The sequence below is a fragment of the Streptomyces sp. NBC_00386 genome (assembly GCF_036063235.1).
GTDB lineage: Bacteria > Actinomycetota > Actinomycetes > Streptomycetales > Streptomycetaceae > Streptomyces.
In genome coordinates this window covers 3980782-3998489 of sequence record NZ_CP107950.1, presented here as the reverse complement: position 1 = coordinate 3998489, position 17708 = coordinate 3980782, and the positions used below count along the sequence as shown (strand labels likewise).

Below are 17708 nucleotides of genomic sequence, written 5' to 3'. Positions count from 1 at the left end.
GTCGGAGGCCGGGGACCCGGTTCGTACCGACTCCTCGATCCCTGGATCAGAGGACGACGGCGGGCGGGATCCGGTTCTGCGGAAGACCTCCGAACGACAACTGGAGCCATTGAATGGCACGCGTTTCCGGTGTTGACATCCCGCGCGAAAAGCGCGTGGAGGTCGCCCTCACCTACGTGTTCGGCATCGGCCGGACCCTTTCCCAGCTGACGCTGGCCGAGACTGGCGTGAACCCCAACACGCGCGTTCGTGACCTCTCCGAGGAGGAGCTGGTCAAGATCCGCGAGTACGTGGACGCCAACATCAAGACCGAGGGTGACCTCCGTCGCGAGATCCAGGGCGACATTCGCCGCAAGATCGAGATCGGCTGCTACCAGGGCATCCGCCACCGTCGTGGCCTGCCCGTGCACGGTCAGCGCACCAGCACGAACGCTCGTACCCGCAAGGGCCCGCGTCGCGCGATCGCCGGCAAGAAGAAGCCGGGCAAGAAGTAGTCCTCAGCGGACAACGCTTCACCAGCGGTCTTCGCTGTAGGACCGACCACCTCCCCGTAGGAGAAATAGATGCCCCCCAAGGGTCGTCAGGGCGCTGCCAAGAAGGTGCGCCGCAAGGAAAAGAAGAACGTCGCTCACGGGCACGCTCACATCAAGAGCACGTTCAACAACACGATCGTCTCGATCACGGACCCCTCGGGCAACGTGATCTCCTGGGCCTCCGCCGGCCACGTCGGCTTCAAGGGTTCGCGCAAGTCCACCCCCTTCGCCGCGCAGATGGCCGCCGAGTCGGCCGCCCGTCGCGCGCAGGAGCACGGCATGCGCAAGGTTGACGTCTTCGTGAAGGGCCCGGGCTCCGGTCGCGAGACCGCGATCCGCTCCCTCCAGGCCACTGGCCTCGAGGTCGGCTCCATCCAGGACGTCACCCCCACCCCGCACAACGGCTGCCGTCCGCCGAAGCGCCGCCGCGTCTGACGCACGGCCGCTCGGCCGTCGTTCCTGACGGCCCTGTGCTGGTTCGAGGTTTCCGGGCGGTACGGCTCCGTAAAAGGGCCGTATCGCCCGTACCCTTGCTGTACCCGTCTCTTCGGAGACGCGGTTTTGTCGGGCGTCAAATAGCGGGCGTCCACGAATGAAGGACTGATCACCACATGCTGATCGCTCAGCGCCCCTCGTTGACCGAAGAGGTCGTCGACGAATTCCGCTCCCGGTTCGTGATCGAGCCGCTGGAGCCGGGCTTCGGCTACACCCTCGGCAACTCCCTGCGCCGCACCCTCCTCTCGTCGATCCCCGGCGCTGCTGTCACCAGCATCCGCATCGACGGTGTCCTGCACGAGTTCACCACCGTGCCGGGCGTCAAGGAGGACGTCACCGACCTGATCCTCAACATCAAGCAGCTGGTCGTCTCCTCGGAGCACGACGAGCCGGTCGTGATGTACCTGCGCAAGCAGGGCCCGGGTCTGGTCACCGCCGCCGACATCGCGCCCCCGGCCGGTGTCGAGGTCCACAACCCCGACCTCGTCCTCGCCACGCTCAACGGCAAGGGCAAGCTGGAGATGGAGCTGACCGTCGAGCGCGGTCGCGGCTACGTCTCCGCCGTTCAGAACAAGCAGGTCGGTCAGGAGATCGGGCGCATCCCGGTCGACTCGATCTACTCGCCGGTGCTGAAGGTCACGTACAAGGTCGAGGCGACCCGTGTCGAGCAGCGCACCGACTTCGACAAGCTGATCGTCGACGTCGAGACCAAGCAGGCCATGCGTCCCCGTGACGCCATGGCGTCGGCCGGTAAGACCCTGGTCGAGCTGTTCGGTCTGGCCCGCGAGCTCAACATCGACGCCGAGGGCATCGACATGGGCCCGTCCCCCACGGACGCCGCCCTCGCCGCTGATCTCGCCCTGCCGATCGAGGAGCTCGAGCTCACCGTTCGGTCGTACAACTGCCTCAAGCGTGAGGGCATCCACTCCGTGGGTGAGCTCGTCGCCCGCTCCGAGGCCGACCTCCTGGACATCCGCAACTTCGGCGCGAAGTCCATCGACGAGGTCAAGGCGAAGCTGGCCGGCATGGGCCTGGCCCTCAAGGACAGCCCGCCCGGATTCGACCCGACCGCCGCCGCCGACGCCTTCGGCGCCGACGACGACGCGGACGCGGGTTTCGTGGAGACCGAGCAGTACTGAGCCCGGTACTGGGACGGCTTCCGTCCTCCGGGGTCCCTCGGGACCCCGGATCTTCGACGGGCAATCGCCCGCTCGGACACTGTCCCCGGTACCTGATACGGCCGGGGCAGACACCTAGGAGAAACCATGCCGAAGCCCGCCAAGGGTGCCCGTCTGGGCGGCAGCGCCGCGCACGAGAAGCTGCTCCTCGCGAACCTCGCGAAGTCGCTCTTCGAGCACGGCCGCATCACCACCACCGAGGCCAAGGCCCGTCGCCTGCGTCCCTACGCGGAGCGTCTGGTCACCAAGGCGAAGAAGGGTGACCTTCACAACCGCCGTCAGGTGCTCTCGGTGATCACGGACAAGAGCATCGTGCACACGCTCTTCACCGAGATCGGCCCGCGTTACGAGAACCGCCCGGGTGGCTACACCCGTATCACCAAGATCGGTAACCGCCGTGGCGACAACGCGCCCATGGCCGTCATCGAGCTGGTGGAGGCCCTGACCGTGGCCCAGCAGGCCACAGGTGAGGCCGAGGCGGCCACCAAGCGTGCCGTCAAGGAGACCGAGGCCCCGGCCAAGGTCGAGGACACCAAGGTCGAGGACGCCGCCGAGGCTCCCGCCGAGGAGTCGAAGGACGCCTGAGGCACTGCCTTGCTGTGAGCGGGTCCGTCCCTTCGGGGGCGGGCCCGCTTTCGCGTTTCCGGGGAGGAACCCGGGCTTGAGAGGATCTAGGTGTGAGTGACGAAGCGGAGCCCGGGTTCGTGCGGGTGCGGTTGGACCTGTCGTACGACGGGAGCGAGTTCTCCGGGTGGGCCAAGCAGGCCGGGGGACGCAGAACCGTCCAGGGGGAGATCGAGGACGCGCTGCGGACGGTGACGCGGACGAAGGACACGACGTACGAGCTGACCGTGGCCGGGCGGACGGACGCCGGGGTGCACGCGCGCGGCCAGGTGGCCCACGTCGACCTGCCCGAGGAACTGTGGGCCGAGCACCGGGAGAAGCTGCTGAAGCGGCTGTCCGGGAGGCTGTCCAAGGACGTGCGGGTGTGGTCGCTCACCGAGGCGCCCGCCGGCTTCAACGCGCGGTTCTCGGCGGTCTGGCGGCGCTACGCCTATCGCGTGACCGACGAACCCGGCGGTGTCGACCCGCTGCTGCGCAGTCATGTCCTGTGGCACGACTGGCCGTTGGACGTTGAGGCGATGAACCAGGCCGCCGAACGGCTGCTGGGGGAGCACGACTTCGCCGCCTACTGCAAGAAGCGCGAGGGTGCGACGACCATCCGCACGCTCCAGCAACTGAGCCTGGTACGGGGCGAGGACGGCGTCATCACCGCCACCGTGCGGGCCGACGCCTTCTGCCACAACATGGTGCGGTCGCTGATCGGGGCCCTGCTGTTCGTGGGGGACGGGCACCGCGGGCCCGACTGGCCGGGCAAGGTGCTCGCCGCCGGCGTACGGGACTCGGCCGTTCATGTCGTACGGCCGCACGGGCTGACGCTCGAGGAAGTCGGCTACCCCGCCGACGAGTTGCTGGCCGCGCGGAACAAGGAGGCCCGGAACAAGCGGGCGTTGCCGGGTGCGGGCGGATGCGAGACCTGCTGACACCCGGGTGCCTGTGCGGGCCCGCTGACAGCCCGTCCGCCTGAGCGGGCGTCAACTGCCGTGTACGGGGCGGCGCGGCGGCCGGTGTTCGTCGGCCGCCGCGCCGCAACCGCTACTGGCTGGCCGCGGCCGACGCCTGGGCCTGTCCCCGCCGGCCGATCTGACGGAACGCGAACTCCGCGAGATCGTCGCCGGTCGTGAACACCGCGGTGTCCTTCGTCGTCACGTCCTTGCCGTTGGTGAAGCCGGAGAGCGTGAAGTAGGCGTAACGCCCGTAGGCGTTGGTGGTCGACCGGCAGACGGCCGCGTCGCAGAACGCCTTGATGCCGTTGCCCGGGAGCGAGGCGATGATGCTCTTGCTGTCCGCGTCGGCCTTGGCCTTGCTCGCCTGGGCCTCGGTGCCGAAGACCGCGACGCCGACCGTCACCGCCACCCCGTCCTTGACGTAGGTGACCCGCATGAAGCGGGTGCAGCCGTCCTTCTTCAGAACCGGCGGCAGCGTGCCCTTCACGGCCGAGACGCAGTCCTTCGTGTCGGCCGTCGGACCCTTGCGGTACACACGGTTGCCCACGGTGAGCTGCGTACCGGGGAAGAGGATGTCCGGGCTCAGCGGCGCGGTGTCCTTCTGCGCGCTGGCTATGAACTGCTTCGGATCCAGCGGCGGCGGAGCCGAGGTCGGCTCGAAGGACGGCGTCGGTGTCGTGGCGCCGGGGATGTCCGCGCTGGCGGGCAGCTGGGACGGCTGGTTCGTGGCCTGATTGTTCCCGTTCGCGTTGGCGACGGCCATGGCCACGGCAGCGCCGACCGCGACGGTGGCCATGGCCCCGCCCACGATGAACAGCACTTTGCGGCGCTTGTTGCGCGTTTCGGAAGCCTCCGCCATGGCGGCCCAGTCGGGATTCCCGCCGGAACGCTGGTTGTTCCACTGAGGCGTTTGCTGAGAACCCGGCTTCCAGGGGTCCCACGGGGGCTGCCCCTGCCCACCCTGCCCATAACTCATGCGCCGCATCTTAGACGGGGGTTGGGGGGTGCCGGTCAGCTCCACCGGGCACTTGAGCCCCTAGCGTGATCTGAATGCGCAAGGGCAAAAGTGACATCTCCGGGTGGTTGGTGCGTAGGGCCTCCTGGCACGCGTGGGCGGTCTCGGGCGCGGTGCTGTGCGCGCATGCCGTGGGTGTCGCGCTCCGCACCTCGGACGGGGGGATGGACAACGCGATCGTCGTACGGGCGGCGCGGACCTGGCTGGACGGCGGTTCGCCTTACGCCGACCGGCACTTTCTCTATCTCCCGAGCGCGGTGCTCGCGGCGGTGCCGCAGACACTGCTCCCGGCGTACGCGCTCCGCGTGCTGGTCCCCCTGACGGTGACCGCGCTGCTGGTGACGGGCTGGGCCTGCGCGCTGAGCGTCCACGGGATCCCCTGGCGCAGCCGCCTCGCGGTGCTCGGCCCGCCCGGGCTCGCGCTGGGCTTCGCACCCTTCGGCCACCTGGTCTCGCTCGGCAACTGGACCGTGACCGCCGCGGCGGCGCTGCCGCTCGCCCTGCTGCTGGCCGCGCGGGACCGGTGGGGGTGGGCCGGAGCGGTCATCGGCGCGGCCCTCGCCCTGAAGCCGCTGCTCGTGCCCGTGGCGCTCCTCTTCCTCTTCGCGCGCCGATGGCGGGCGCTGGCCGCGATGTTCCTCGTGCCCGCCCTGGCGTCCGGCGGGGCGGCGCTGCTGATGCCCGATCCTGCGGCGTTCGTCACACGGACGCTGCCGTTCCTGCTGCGCGGCCACGACGGCTTCGTACGCCTCTACGAGGCCTCTCCGGCGGCCGTGCTGCCGCGTCTCGGGGTGCCGTCCCCGGTGGCGGTCGCGCTGGCCTGTGCGGCGGCCTGTGCCGGGGTGCCGGCCGCGTACCGCCGCTGGTCGCGCGGTGTTCCCGGGCCGCTGCGGCTCGTCGAGACCGCGGTGCTGCTGATGCTCTCGGCGTTCCTGGTGTCCCGGCCGTCCTACGACCACTATCTGCTCGTCGTGGTGCCGCTGCTGCTCGCGGGGCTGCCGTATCCCGGTGCGGCGGCCCGTGGGCCCTGGTTCTGGCTGGCGCTGGTGCCGCAGGTGCCCGGCGCGGACTGGCCCTGGCTGGAAGCGGTGACCCGGCGTTCCTTCCGTGACTGCTTTACCCTGTGTGTGATGACTGCATCGGTGGCGCTCCCGCGTCGCCGTCACCTGCCGCTCGCCGGCCCGGACCACTTCGTCGCCCAGCGGCGCGGACGACGGGCCACGAGGGTGTGAGGACTCGCGTTTTGACCCTTCCGGGCCGCCACGGGTAAGCTTGCAGTTCGTTATGTGTATTGGCTTGCTCATTCTCACGTGAGGGGCCCTTACACCGGTCCACCGGGGCTGATGACCAGCGACCAGCACGCGGTATGCGTCACCGCAGTGCGGTCAGGGCTGTCGTGATCGTCCGTGGTGGCCATGTCAGGACCCACTCACTGAAGAAGCGAAGGCTACGACCGTGCGTACGTACAGCCCCAAGCCCGGCGACATCACTCGCCAGTGGTACGTCATCGACGCCCAGGATGTCGTCCTGGGTCGTCTGGCGACCACTGCCGCGAACATTCTGCGCGGCAAGCACAAGCCGATCTACGCGCCCCACGTCGACGCTGGTGACTTCGTCATCATCATCAACGCCGACAAGGTGCACCTCTCCGGCAACAAGAAGACCCAGAAGCTGGCGTACCGCCACTCCGGTTACCCGGGTGGTCTGCGCTCCGTCCGTTACGACGAGCTGCTGGCGAAGAACCCCGAGAAGGCCGTCGAGAAGGCCATCAAGGGCATGGTTCCCAAGAACACCCTGGGCCGTCAGGTGCTCTCGAAGCTGAAGGTCTACGCGGGCGAGAACCACCCGCACGCTGCGCAGCAGCCGGTCCCGTTCGAGATCACCCAGGTCGCGCAGTAGTTCCGGCCACCCCCTAAGACATAAAGAAATCTGAGGAGAATCGTGGCCGAGACCACCGTTGAGCAGCCGGTCGAAGAGACTGAGCTCGTCGACATCGAGAGCTACACCACCGAGTCCGAGGTGCCCGTCGAGGGCGAGTACACCTCGGAGTCGCTCGAAGGCCGCTTCGGCGACCCGCAGCCGGCCGCCGGCCTGGGCCGTCGCAAGAACGCCATCGCCCGCGTCCGGATCGTCCCGGGCACCGGCAAGTGGAAGATCAACGGTCGCACCCTTGAGGACTACTTCCCCAACAAGGTGCACCAGCAGGAAGTCAACGAGCCCTTCAAGGTGCTCGAGCTCGACAACCGCTACGACGTTGTCGCCCGCATCTCGGGTGGCGGCGTCTCGGGTCAGGCCGGTGCCCTGCGCCTCGGCGTGGCCCGTGCGCTGAACGAGGCCGACGTGGACAACAACCGCGGCGCCCTCAAGAAGGCCGGCTTCCTCAAGCGCGACGACCGTGCGGTCGAGCGCAAGAAGGCCGGTCTCAAGAAGGCCCGCAAGGCCCCGCAGTACAGCAAGCGTTAATCTTCGCCGCTTGCTTCTGCGCGTAGTACGCGTAGCTCCGAACGCCCCGGCTGCACGCCACAGTGCCGCCGGGGCGTTCGTTTATCACAGTGGTTGGGCGTATAACGGCACAAGGTGCTCAAAGGCTCATGTGATCGGATGACTCCGTATCCTTCGGGGGACTTCCGTACTCTGCAGCTTTTCTCAGGAGGACAAGTGGGACGACTCTTCGGCACGGACGGCGTGCGCGGTGTCGCCAACGCGGATCTGACGGCCGAGCTCGCGCTCGGGCTTTCCGTGGCAGCGGCGCACGTACTCGCCGAGGCGGGCACGTTCGAAGGCCACCGGCCCGTGGCCGTGGTCGGGCGGGATCCGCGCGCGTCCGGGGAGTTCCTGGAGGCCGCGGTGGTCGCCGGCCTCGCCAGCGCCGGTGTGGACGTCCTGCGCGTCGGCGTGCTGCCCACCCCCGCGGTGGCGTACCTCACCGGAGTGCTCGGCGCCGACCTCGGCGTGATGCTCTCCGCGAGCCACAACGCCATGCCCGACAACGGCATCAAGTTCTTCGCCCGCGGCGGGCACAAGCTCGCCGACGAGCTGGAGAACCGGATCGAGGGCGTCTACGAGGAGCACCGCACCGGCGCTCCCTGGGACCGCCCGACCGGCTCCGGCGTCGGCCGGGTGAACTCCTACGACCAGGGCTTCGACCAGTACGTCGCCCACCTCATCGGTGTCCTCCCGAACCGCCTCGACGGTCTGAAGGTCGTCCTCGACGAGGCGCACGGCGCGGCCGCCCGGGTCTCGCCCGAGGCCTTCGCGCGGGCCGGTGCCGAGATCGTCACGATCGGCGCGGAGCCCGACGGGCTCAACATCAACGACGGCTGCGGCTCCACCCACCTGGAGCTCCTCAAGGCCGCCGTCGTCGAGCACGGCGCCCACCTCGGCATCGCGCACGACGGCGACGCCGACCGCTGCCTCGCCGTGGACCACACGGGCGAGGAGATCGACGGCGACCAGATCCTGGCCGTTCTCGCGCTGGCGATGCGGGAGCGTTCCGCACTGCGCTCCGACACCGTTGTCGCGACGGTCATGTCCAACCTGGGCTTCAAGCTCGCCATGGAGCGCGAAGGCCTCGCCTTCGTCCAGACCGCGGTCGGCGACCGCTACGTCCTGGAGGAGATGAAGCGGCACGGCTACGCGCTCGGCGGCGAGCAGTCCGGGCACGTCATCATCCTCGACCACGCCACGACCGGCGACGGCACGCTCACCGGCCTGCTGCTCGCCGCCCGGGTCGCCCAGACCGGCCGTACGCTCCGGGACCTCGCCTCGGTCATGGAACGGCTGCCGCAGGTCCTCATCAACGTGCCCGACGTCGACCGGACACGGGTGAACACCTCCGCCGAGCTCGCCGCCGCGGTGGCCGACGCCGAGAGCGAACTCGGTACCACCGGACGGGTGCTGCTGCGCCCCTCCGGCACCGAGCCGCTCGTCCGCGTCATGGTCGAGGCCGCCGACATCGACCACGCCCGCTCGGTGGCCGCGCGTCTCGCCGACGCCGTGAAGTCGGCGCTCGGCTAGGACAGGTCCTGGGCCTCTCCGCCTGAATCCGTGAGGCCCGCTGAATCCGTGAGGCCCGGCACCCCAGGGGTGCCGGGCCTCACGGATTCAGCGGCGGTGCCTTCGCCGGGCGGCTCGTTACCGGGCGGGGTCCGGACGGGCGACCTGGCGCTTGCGCTGCATCGCCCAGAACCACTTCTGGGCGAGCAGCGTCAGCGTGCCGGCGACCACGATGCCGAGCAGGTTGAACAGCAGCTGCTTGGTGGAACCCCAGGTCTGGGAGTAGTCCGTGTAGCTGAGGGCCACGGCGGCGTTGGCGGCGGCCGGGACCGTGGTCACCGAGATCGCGACGCCGATCAGGGCGCCCGACTTGGCGGACGTGAGGGACAGCGTTCCGGCGATCCCGGCGAGGAACGCCACCACGAACGACATCCAGTCCGGCTGCCAGATGAACGCCGTGTTGGGCCGGTCCGCCTCCACCATGGACTTCGAGAACAGCCCGAACACGTCCATCAGCCAGCTGAAGCCCGCCGTCATGATCATCGCCGCCGCGAAACCCGCGAGCAGTGCCCACAGCGACCGCCACACCAGGTGCGGGGCACGTTCCACCAGCGCCGTGGAGATGCCCGCCAGCGGTCCGAACTCCGGGCCCACGGCCATCGCGCCGACGATCAGGATCGCGTTGTCGAGCATCACACCGCAGGCCGCCAGCATCGTGGCCACGGTGAGGAACGCGAGATAGGTGACGTTGAGGGTCGACTCCTCGTGCGTCGCGTCCCGCAGCTGCTCCCACAGCACCGCGTCCGCGCCCTCGCCCGGGGCTTCCTCCTCGGCCTTGTCGGCCCGCTTCGACAGCGACAGGTCGATGTTCTCGACGGCGATCGACCCGGTCCGGTCGAGCCCGGCCTCCCGGAGCCCGCCGATGAGTTCGTCGCCCGCCTCGCGCGCGACATCGCACATCACGACGTCGCCCGCCGGATTGCGGGCGGCACCCGGAAGCACGACGAGGTGTGCGGTGCCGACCGTCCCCTCGATCAGGCGTACGACGTCGTCGGTCCGGTCCGAGGGAGTGATCAGGCGCAGGTGCAGCATGGCCGCAGAGTAGCCGCCGCCCACGAGGAGGCGTCCGCCGGACTACAGCTTGCGCAGGCTCAGGCGCTGCACCTTGTGGTCCGGGCCCTTGCGCACGACGAGGGTCGCCCGGCCGCGGGTGGGAGCCACGTTCTCCAGCAGGTTCGGCTTGTTGATGGTGCGCCAGGTCGTACGGGCGTAGTCGAGGGCCTCCTCCTCCGAGACCTGGGTGTACTTGAGGAAGTACGAGTCGGGCTTCTGGAAGGCCGTCGCGCGCAGCTTGCGGAAGCGGTTCAGGTACCAGCGCTCGATGTCCTCGGGGCGGGCGTCGACGTACACACTGAAGTCGAAGTAGTCCGCGAGGCCGACCCGCGTGCGGCCGTCCTTGCCGGGCAGCGCCGGCTGGAGCACGTTCAGGCCCTCGACGATGAGGATGTCGGGGCGGCGGACGGTGAGCCGCTCGCCCGGCACGATGTCGTAGATCAGGTGCGAGTAGACGGGTGCCGTCACCTCGTCCTTGCCCGCCTTGATGTCCGCGACGAACCGGGTCAGGGCCCGGCGGTCGTACGACTCGGGGAAGCCCTTGCGCGACATCAGTCCGCGCGCTTCGAGGTCCTTGGTGGGGAGCAGGAAGCCGTCCGTGGTGACCAGTTCGACGCGGGGGTGCTCGGGCCAGCGGGAGAGCAGCGCCTGGAGCAGCCGGGCCACGGTGGACTTGCCGACGGCCACGGAACCGGCGACGCCTATGACGAACGGGGTGCCGGACTGCGAGCCCTTCTCGCCCAGGAACGTGTTGAGAGCGCCTCTGAGTCCGTCCGTGGCGCCGACGTACAGGTTCAGCAGCCGGGACAGCGGGAGATAGATGTCCCGCACCTCGTCGAGGTCGATGACATCGCCCAGGCCGCGCAGCTTCTCGAGCTCCTCGGCGTTCAGCGTGAGCGGCGTCTTCTCACGCAGCGCGCTCCACTCGGCGCGGGTGAGATCGACGTAGGGAGTCGCCTCCGGCTTGGACCGGTGGGCGCTCCGCGGCAACGGGGAGACCGGAGAGATCACAGTCCATTGTTACGGGAGTATGGACGGGATGGAGGGTGGGGTCCGTCACGCCAGGTGACTCCGGCGGGGCCGAGGAGCCCTGCGGGCGGCTCCGAAAGGGCGCCAGAATTTCCGATATCGGGCACGGTGAGCCTGATTCGGACGGGCGATGGACCGTACGCTGCCGCCATGTGCGGAATCGTGGGTTATGTGGGGTCGCAGCCGGCGCTCGACGTGGTGATGGCCGGACTGAAGCGACTCGAGTACCGGGGATACGACTCGGCGGGTGTCGCCGTCCTCGCGGACGGGGGACTCGCCGTCGCGAAGAAGGCCGGGAAACTGGTCAACCTGGAGAAGGAGCTGGGCGGCAGGCCGCTGCCGGCCGGAACGACGGGAATCGGGCACACCCGCTGGGCCACCCACGGAGGCCCCACGGACGCCAACGCCCATCCGCACCTCGACAACGCGGGCCGGGTCGCCGTCGTCCACAACGGCATCATCGAGAACTTCGCCCTGCTCCGCGCCGAGCTGGCCGAGCGGGGGCACGACCTGGCCTCCGAGACGGACACCGAGGTGGTCGCCCATCTGCTCGCCGAGGAGTACTCCTCGTGCGCGGACCTGGCGGAGGCGATGCGGCTGGTGTGCCGGCGCCTGGAGGGCGCGTTCACGCTGGTCGCCGTGGACGCCGACGAGCCGGACGTGGTCGTCGGGGCACGACGGAACTCGCCGCTGGTGGTCGGTGTCGGCGACGGCGAGGCCTTTCTCGCCTCGGACGTCGCCGCGTTCATCGCCCACACCCGCTCGGCGATCGAACTGGGACAGGACCAGGTGGTCGAACTGCGCCGCGACGGCGTGACCGTCACCGGGTTCGACGGCAGCCCCGCCGAGGTCCGCTCTTACCACGTCGACTGGGACGCGTCGGCGGCGGAGAAGGGTGGCTACGACTACTTCATGCTCAAGGAGATCGCCGAGCAGCCCAAGGCGGTCGCCGACACGCTGCTGGGGCGGATCGACGCGGCGGGCTCGCTGTCGCTCGACGAGGTGCGCATCCCGGTCCAGGTGCTGCGGGAGGTCGACAAGGTCGTCATCGTCGCCTGCGGGACCGCCTTCCACGCCGGGCTGATCGCCAAGTACGCCATCGAGCACTGGACGCGCATCCCGTGCGAGGTGGAGCTGGCCAGCGAGTTCCGCTACCGGGACCCGATCCTGGACCGCCGTACGCTCGTCATCGCGATCTCGCAGTCCGGCGAGACCATGGACACGCTGATGGCGCTGCGGCACGCCCGCGACCAGGACGCCAGGGTGCTGGCGATCTGCAACACCAACGGCTCGACGATCCCGCGCGAGTCCGACGCGGTGCTGTACACGCACGCCGGCCCCGAGGTCGCCGTCGCCTCCACCAAGGCGTTCCTCACCCAGCTCGTGGCCTGCTACCTGGTGGCGCTGTACCTGGGCCAGGTGCGCGGCACCAAGTGGGGCGACGAGATCCAGGCCGTCATCCGGGAGCTGTCGCGCATCTCCCGCGAGGTCGAGCGGGTCCTGGAGACCATGGAGCCGGTACGGGAGCTCGCGCGCTCCCTCGCCGACAAGAACACCGTGCTGTTCCTCGGCCGGCACGTGGGCTATCCGGTCGCGCTGGAAGGCGCCCTGAAGCTGAAGGAGCTGGCGTACATGCACGCCGAGGGCTTCGCGGCGGGGGAGCTCAAGCACGGCCCGATCGCGCTGATCGAGGAGGACATGCCGGTGGTGGTCGTGGCCCCGTCGCCGCGCGGCCGCTCGGTCCTGCACGACAAGATCGTCTCCAACATCCAGGAGATCCGGGCCCGGGGCGCCCGCACGATCGTCATCGCGGAGGAGGGCGACGAGGCGGTCGTCCCGTACGCCGACCACCTCATCCGCATCCCGGCCACCCCCACCCTGCTCCAGCCGCTGGTGTCGACGGTCCCGCTCCAGGTGTTCGCCTGTGAACTGGCGACGGCCCGGGGCAACGAGGTGGACCAGCCGCGCAACCTGGCGAAGTCCGTGACGGTGGAGTGAGCGCCGTCGCCGTGTCAGGCCGCGGAGTGGCCCCGCCCTCTAGGGTGCGGACATGAGCATCATCGGGGTCGGTATCGACGTGGCCGAGATCGACCGGTTCCGGGCGTCGCTGGAGCGGACGCCCGGGCTGGCCGAACGTCTCTTCGTGGAGAGCGAGTTGCTGCTGCCCAGCGGCGAACGGCGGGGCATCGCCTCGCTCGCGGCCCGCTTCGCGGCGAAGGAGGCGCTCGCCAAGGCGCTGGGCGCCCCGGCGGGACTGCACTGGACGGACGCCGAGGTCTACGTGGAGGACAGCGGCCGGCCGAGGCTGCGCGTGAAGGGCACGGTGGCGGCCTGCGCGGCCGAACTGGGCGTGGCCTCCTGGCACGTGTCGCTCAGTCACGACGCCGGGGTGGCCTCGGCGGTGGTGGTGGCGGAGGGATAGCCGGGCCGTCGCCTCCGGGCGGAGGGTACGGAGGCCGCGGGCCCGCCGGAGGGCAGGAAGGCCGCGGGCCCGCCGCCTTCGGGCGGAGCCGTACGGGACTTGCCGGGACCGCTCCGGACGGTGATCGCGGGCCCGCCGGAGGGCAGGAAGGCCGCGGGCCCGCCGCCTTCGGGCGGAGCCGTACGGGACTTGCCGGGACCGCTCCGGACGGTGATCGCGGGCCCGCACGGCGCCGCCCGGGTTCCGGACAGGGCTCGCAGGCCCGCACGGTGCGGGGAGCGCGCACGGGACGTGCCGGTGCGGGAGACTCGGCGTCATGCGTACTGCGTACAGCGTGGAGACCGTGAGGGCCGCCGAGCGGGAGCTGATGGAGCGGCTCCCCGAAGGGGCGTTGATGCAGCGGGCGGCCGCCGGGCTCGCCGCCGCCTGCGCGGACCTGCTGGGCCGGGTGTACGCCCGCCGGGTGGTGCTGCTGGTGGGCAGCGGGGACAACGGCGGCGACGCCCTGTACGCGGGGGCGCGCCTCGCCCGGCGCGGGGCCGGTGTCACCGCGGTGCTGCTCGCCCCCGAGAGGACCCACCCGGGAGGACTGGCCGCGCTGCTGCGCGCCGGAGGCACCTCGGCCGCGCCCGGCGCCGCCGAACCGCTCCTGCGGCGGGCCGACCTCGTGGTCGACGGCATCGTCGGGATCGGCGGCAAGGGCGGCCTGCGGCCGGAGGCCGCGCGACTCGCCGAACTCGCGCACGCCTCGCGGGCCGCCGTCGTCGCCGTCGACCTCCCGTCCGGTGTCGAGGCGGACACCGGGGAGGTGCTCGGCGCGGCCGTCCGCGCCGACCTCACCGTCACCTTCGGCACCCACAAGCCGGGGCTGCTCATCGACCCGGCGCGCGGGTACGCCGGTTCCGTGCGCCTCGTCGACATCGGGCTCGACCTGCCGGACCCGGCCGACGTGGAGGCGCTCCAGCACGCCGATGTCGCGGCCCGGCTGCCCTTTCCGGGGGCGGAGAGCGACAAGTACCGGCGCGGTGTCGTCGGGATCGCCGCCGGGTCCGCCCGCTATCCCGGGGCAGCGGTCCTCGCCGTGGCCGGGGCGCTGCGCGGCGGCGCCGGTGCGGTGCGGTACGTCGGGCCCGCCGCGGACGCCGTCGTCGCCCGCTTCCCCGAGGCACTGGTGTCCGCGGCGGGACCTTCGAAGGCGGGGCGGGTGCAGGCCTGGGTGGTGGGCCCCGGGGCCGGGGACGACGCCTCGGCGGTCGCGGAGGTGCTCGCCGCGGACGTGCCGGTGCTGGTGGACGCGGACGGGCTGCGGCTCGCCGACCGGGGGGCCGTGCGGGCCCGTACCGCGCCGACGCTGATGACCCCGCACGCCGGGGAGGCCGCCGCGCTGCTCGGGGTCGCCCGGGAGGCGGTGGAGGAGGCCCGGCTGGCCTCCGTACGGGAACTGGCGGGGCTGTACGGGGCGACGGTCCTCCTCAAGGGGGCGACGACCCTGGTCGCCGGTCCCACGGGCGGCGCGGTGCGGGTGAACGCCACCGGGACGGCGTGGCTGGCCACCGCGGGGAGCGGGGACGTGCTGTCGGGACTCGCGGGGTCGCTGCTGGCGTCGGGGCTCTCCGCGCTCGACGCGGGCAGCGTCGCCGCGTATCTGCACGGACTCGCCGGCCGCTTCGCGGCGGACGGCGCCCCCGCGGGTGCCCACGACGTGGCCGAGGCCCTGCCGGAGGCCTGGCGCGACATCCTCGACTGACCCCGCCCCGACAGGCCCCGCCTGGACCGACCCCACCTCGACCGGCCCGGGGCGGCCGGGCGGGGAGCGGGTGTCGTGGGCGTTGCACAGATCGGGGGACCTTGTGCGTGTGGCGCCCCCGGGGCGCGCGTGATGTTGCGTATGTCTGTTCGCGTGATGAGCAGACGAAGGGTGTGCCGGGGGATCGCGGTGCTGCTGGCGGTGGTTGCGGCCGTGCCCGTGGGGGCGGTGGCGGCCACGTCCGCTCCGCTGCCGCCCGACTCCGGGCGGGTGGGCGAGCCGTGGCCCGGTTCGGCGGGAGGACCGCGTCCGTCCTGGCCGGGCGACGCCCCGGGCGGCCGGCTGCCGTCGGCGGCCTCGGCCGCCATGGGCATGCCCCTCGCGGGGCGGGGCGTGCGGGACGTGCCCGGGGGCATGCACAGGCCGGCCACGACTACGCCGGTCACGTCCGGGCCGCTCGGGTCCGGGCCGGTCACGTTCGCGCCGCTCGGGTCCCGGCCGCCCGGGTCGACGCCGATGGATCCCGCGTCGGCGGGGCCCGCGTCGGCCGGGTTCGAGCCCGCCGGGCCGGGGCCGGTCACGTCCGGGCCGGGCGCCTCCCCCTCGTCCGGCGCAGCGGGTGCCCGGCCCGCGGTGGCGTGCGGCGGGCGCGGGGGTCCGTACCAGCGGCAGGCCGAGCGGTGGCTGGGGCTGAGGGTGGACGGGAAGCAGTCGGCGGCCGACTGCCGGGCCATCCGCGCCTTCCAGAGGAAGCACGGGATCGAGCCCGCCACCGGGACCGCCGGACCGGCGACCTGGGCCCGCATGCGGACACTGTCGGCCCCGGCCCACAGCGCCCCGGGCACCCGCCCCCTTCGCGGCTGCCCGGTCCGCCCCTACCGCGTCGCCTGCGTCGACCTCACCCACAAGCGCACCTGGGTGCAGCAGCGGGGCCGGATCCTGTACGGCCCGGTGCCGATGCGCAGCGGCGGGGTCCGGCACCCCACCCGCACCGGCTGGTTCAGGATCTACTGGAGGCACCGTCACCACTGGTCCACCCTGTACAACAGCCCCATGCCGTACGCCCAGTTCTTCAGCGGCGGGCAGGCATTCCACGCCGTCCGCGGCAGCATCCGTACCGTCGGCGGCTCGATGGGCTGCGTGAATCTGCGGCTCGCCGACGCCCGAGGGCTCTGGAAGGTGCTCAGGAAGGGCGACCACGTCTACGTCTGGGGCCGGAGGCCGCGCGGCTGAGGGCGCGGCCAGGAGCGGGGGCCGCCCGTCCGGGGACCGGCGCCGGGAGGCCGCCGTGCGCCTCTGAGAGACTGGGGCGCGATGACAGAGACAGCACACCCGCGGACGGCACCCCTGCGCGCCCGCGCCGAGATCGATCTGGCCGCCCTGCGCGCCAACGTGCGGGCCCTGCGTGCCCACGCGCCGACCGCGGCCCTGATGGCCGTGGTCAAGTCCGACGCGTACGGCCACGGCGCGGTCCAGTGCGCCCGCGCCGCGCGCGAGGCGGGCGCCACCTGGCTGGGCACGGCCACCCCGGAGGAGGCGCTCGCCCTGCGGGCGGCCGGCCTGCCGGGACGCGTCATGTGCTGGCTCTGGACCCCGGGCGGTCCCTGGGCCGAGGCCGTCGAGGCCGACATCGACGTGTCGGTCAGCGGGATGTGGGCGCTCCGGGAGGCCGTGGCGGCCGCCGAGGCCGTCGGGACGCGGGCCCGGGTGCAGCTCAAGGCCGACACCGGCCTCGGCCGTGCCGGCTGCCAGCCCGCCGACTGGCCGGAGCTCGTCGCCGAGGCCCTGGCCGCCGAGGCGCGCGGGCTGATCACCGTGACCGGACTCTGGTCCCACTTCGCCTGCGCCGACGAGCCGGGCCACCCCTCGATCCAGGCCCAGCTCGCGCTGTTCCGCGAGATGGTGTCGTACGCCGAGGAGCAGGGGGTGCGCCCCGAGGTGCGGCACATCGCCAACTCGCCCGCGACCCTGACCCTCCCCGAGAGCCACTTCGATCTCGTACGGACCGGGATCGCGGTCTACGGGATCTCGCCGAGCCCGGAGCTCGGTACCCCCGCCGACTTCGGACTGCGCCCGGTGATGACGCTGAGCGCGTCGCTCGCGCTGGTCAAGCACGTTCCGGCCGGCCACGGCGTGAGCTACGGCCATCACTACGTCACCCCGGGCGAGACCACCCTCGGCCTCGTCCCCGTCGGCTACGCGGACGGCGTCCCCCGGCACGCCTCGGGCACCGGCCCCGTCCTGGTCGGCGGCAAGTGGCGTACCGTCGCGGGCCGGGTCGCCATGGACCAGTTCGTCGTCGACCTCGGCGGTGACGAGCCGGAGCCCGGCACCCGTGCCGTCCTGTTCGGACCCGGCGACGGCGGTGAGCCCACCGCCGAGGACTGGGCGCGCGCGGCGGGCACCATCGCGTACGAGATCGTTACGCGCATCGGAACCCGCGTTCCGCGCGTCTACGTGAAGGTGAAAGAGGAACAAGACGGGTAGCACTCTGGAGCCGAACAGGCGCGCGGGGCCCGGCGGGTGGAGAGTGGCGGGCGGAACACGGCAGGCGGGAGCCGGGCCGACGCGCGCACAGCCCAGAGCCGACAGCGGAAAGCCGAGATCCGGAG

General features: G+C 71.5%; 17 protein-coding genes. 14 read left to right on the top strand and 3 right to left on the bottom strand.

Annotated elements, in window-relative coordinates:
* The first annotated feature begins 113 nt into the window (after positions 1-113).
* The 5 genes from rpsM to truA all read left to right on the top strand — a co-directional run bounded on the left by rpsM (position 114) and on the right by truA (position 3750).
* Positions 114-494: a 30S ribosomal protein S13 gene (rpsM, locus tag OG780_RS17370; protein WP_081218901.1), complete on the top strand. Its 381-nt coding sequence runs from the start codon at positions 114-116 to the stop codon at positions 492-494.
* Positions 495-563: 69 nt separating this feature from the next.
* Positions 564-968, top strand: coding sequence for a 30S ribosomal protein S11 (rpsK, locus tag OG780_RS17365; protein ID WP_003956432.1), 405 nt, complete (start codon positions 564-566; stop codon positions 966-968).
* A 176-nt stretch (positions 969-1144) separates the two neighbouring features.
* Positions 1145-2167, top strand: a complete 1023-nt coding sequence (locus OG780_RS17360) for a DNA-directed RNA polymerase subunit alpha (RefSeq protein WP_003966937.1) — start codon at positions 1145-1147, stop codon at positions 2165-2167.
* 126 nt (positions 2168-2293) lie between these two features.
* On the top strand, positions 2294-2791 hold the full coding sequence (gene rplQ, locus OG780_RS17355) for a 50S ribosomal protein L17 (protein WP_266761767.1): 498 nt from the start codon (positions 2294-2296) through the stop codon (positions 2789-2791).
* 92 nt (positions 2792-2883) lie between these two features.
* Positions 2884-3750, top strand: a complete 867-nt coding sequence (truA, locus tag OG780_RS17350; protein ID WP_328449226.1) for a tRNA pseudouridine(38-40) synthase TruA — start codon at positions 2884-2886, stop codon at positions 3748-3750.
* Positions 3751-3862: 112 nt separating this feature from the next.
* Here truA and OG780_RS17345 read toward each other — a convergent pair whose 3' ends face one another.
* Positions 3863-4750, bottom strand: coding sequence for a hypothetical protein (locus tag OG780_RS17345; protein ID WP_328449224.1), 888 nt, complete (start codon positions 4748-4750; stop codon positions 3863-3865).
* Between the two features lie 74 nt (positions 4751-4824).
* Here OG780_RS17345 and OG780_RS17340 point away from each other — a divergent pair, with 74 nt between their 5' ends.
* The 4 genes from OG780_RS17340 (at position 4825) to glmM (ending at position 8806) form a co-directional block, all read left to right on the top strand.
* Positions 4825-6021, top strand: coding sequence for a glycosyltransferase family 87 protein (locus tag OG780_RS17340; RefSeq protein WP_328449222.1), 1197 nt, complete (start codon positions 4825-4827; stop codon positions 6019-6021).
* A 223-nt stretch (positions 6022-6244) separates the two neighbouring features.
* On the top strand, positions 6245-6688 hold the full coding sequence (gene rplM, locus OG780_RS17335) for a 50S ribosomal protein L13 (RefSeq protein WP_168529673.1): 444 nt from the start codon (positions 6245-6247) through the stop codon (positions 6686-6688).
* A gap of 42 nt (positions 6689-6730) precedes the next feature.
* Positions 6731-7252 carry a 30S ribosomal protein S9 gene (gene rpsI / locus OG780_RS17330; protein ID WP_261705341.1) on the top strand — a complete coding sequence of 174 codons (522 nt, stop codon included), beginning with the start codon at positions 6731-6733 and terminating at the stop codon, positions 7250-7252.
* Between the two features lie 195 nt (positions 7253-7447).
* Complete coding sequence (gene glmM / locus OG780_RS17325) at positions 7448-8806, top strand: phosphoglucosamine mutase (RefSeq protein WP_328449216.1); 1359 nt, start codon at positions 7448-7450, stop codon at positions 8804-8806.
* 117 nt (positions 8807-8923) lie between these two features.
* Here glmM and OG780_RS17320 read toward each other — a convergent pair whose 3' ends face one another.
* Together OG780_RS17320 and coaA are read right to left on the bottom strand one after the other, a co-directional pair.
* Positions 8924-9877 carry a DUF389 domain-containing protein gene (locus OG780_RS17320; RefSeq protein WP_328449214.1) on the bottom strand — a complete coding sequence of 318 codons (954 nt, stop codon included), beginning with the start codon at positions 9875-9877 and terminating at the stop codon, positions 8924-8926.
* A 42-nt stretch (positions 9878-9919) separates the two neighbouring features.
* Positions 9920-10909: a type I pantothenate kinase gene (gene coaA, locus OG780_RS17315; RefSeq protein ID WP_328449212.1), complete on the bottom strand. Its 990-nt coding sequence runs from the start codon at positions 10907-10909 to the stop codon at positions 9920-9922.
* Positions 10910-11077: 168 nt separating this feature from the next.
* On the opposite strand from coaA, the gene glmS reads away from it, so the two are divergent.
* The 5 genes from glmS (at position 11078) to alr (ending at position 17583) form a co-directional block, all read left to right on the top strand.
* Positions 11078-12925 (top strand): glutamine--fructose-6-phosphate transaminase (isomerizing), encoded by a 1848-nt coding sequence (glmS, locus tag OG780_RS17310; protein WP_328449210.1) that lies wholly within the window; start codon positions 11078-11080, stop codon positions 12923-12925.
* 52 nt (positions 12926-12977) lie between these two features.
* Positions 12978-13349, top strand: coding sequence for a holo-ACP synthase (locus OG780_RS17305; protein ID WP_326786047.1), 372 nt, complete (start codon positions 12978-12980; stop codon positions 13347-13349).
* Between the two features lie 316 nt (positions 13350-13665).
* A complete protein-coding gene (locus tag OG780_RS17300) occupies positions 13666-15096 on the top strand; it encodes an NAD(P)H-hydrate dehydratase (RefSeq protein ID WP_328449208.1) in 1431 nt (476 codons plus the stop codon).
* Positions 15097-15252: 156 nt separating this feature from the next.
* Positions 15253-16329: a L,D-transpeptidase family protein gene (locus tag OG780_RS17295; protein WP_328449206.1), complete on the top strand. Its 1077-nt coding sequence runs from the start codon at positions 15253-15255 to the stop codon at positions 16327-16329.
* 81 nt (positions 16330-16410) lie between these two features.
* On the top strand, positions 16411-17583 hold the full coding sequence (alr, locus tag OG780_RS17290; RefSeq protein ID WP_328449204.1) for an alanine racemase: 1173 nt from the start codon (positions 16411-16413) through the stop codon (positions 17581-17583).
* Positions 17584-17708 lie beyond the last annotated feature (125 nt).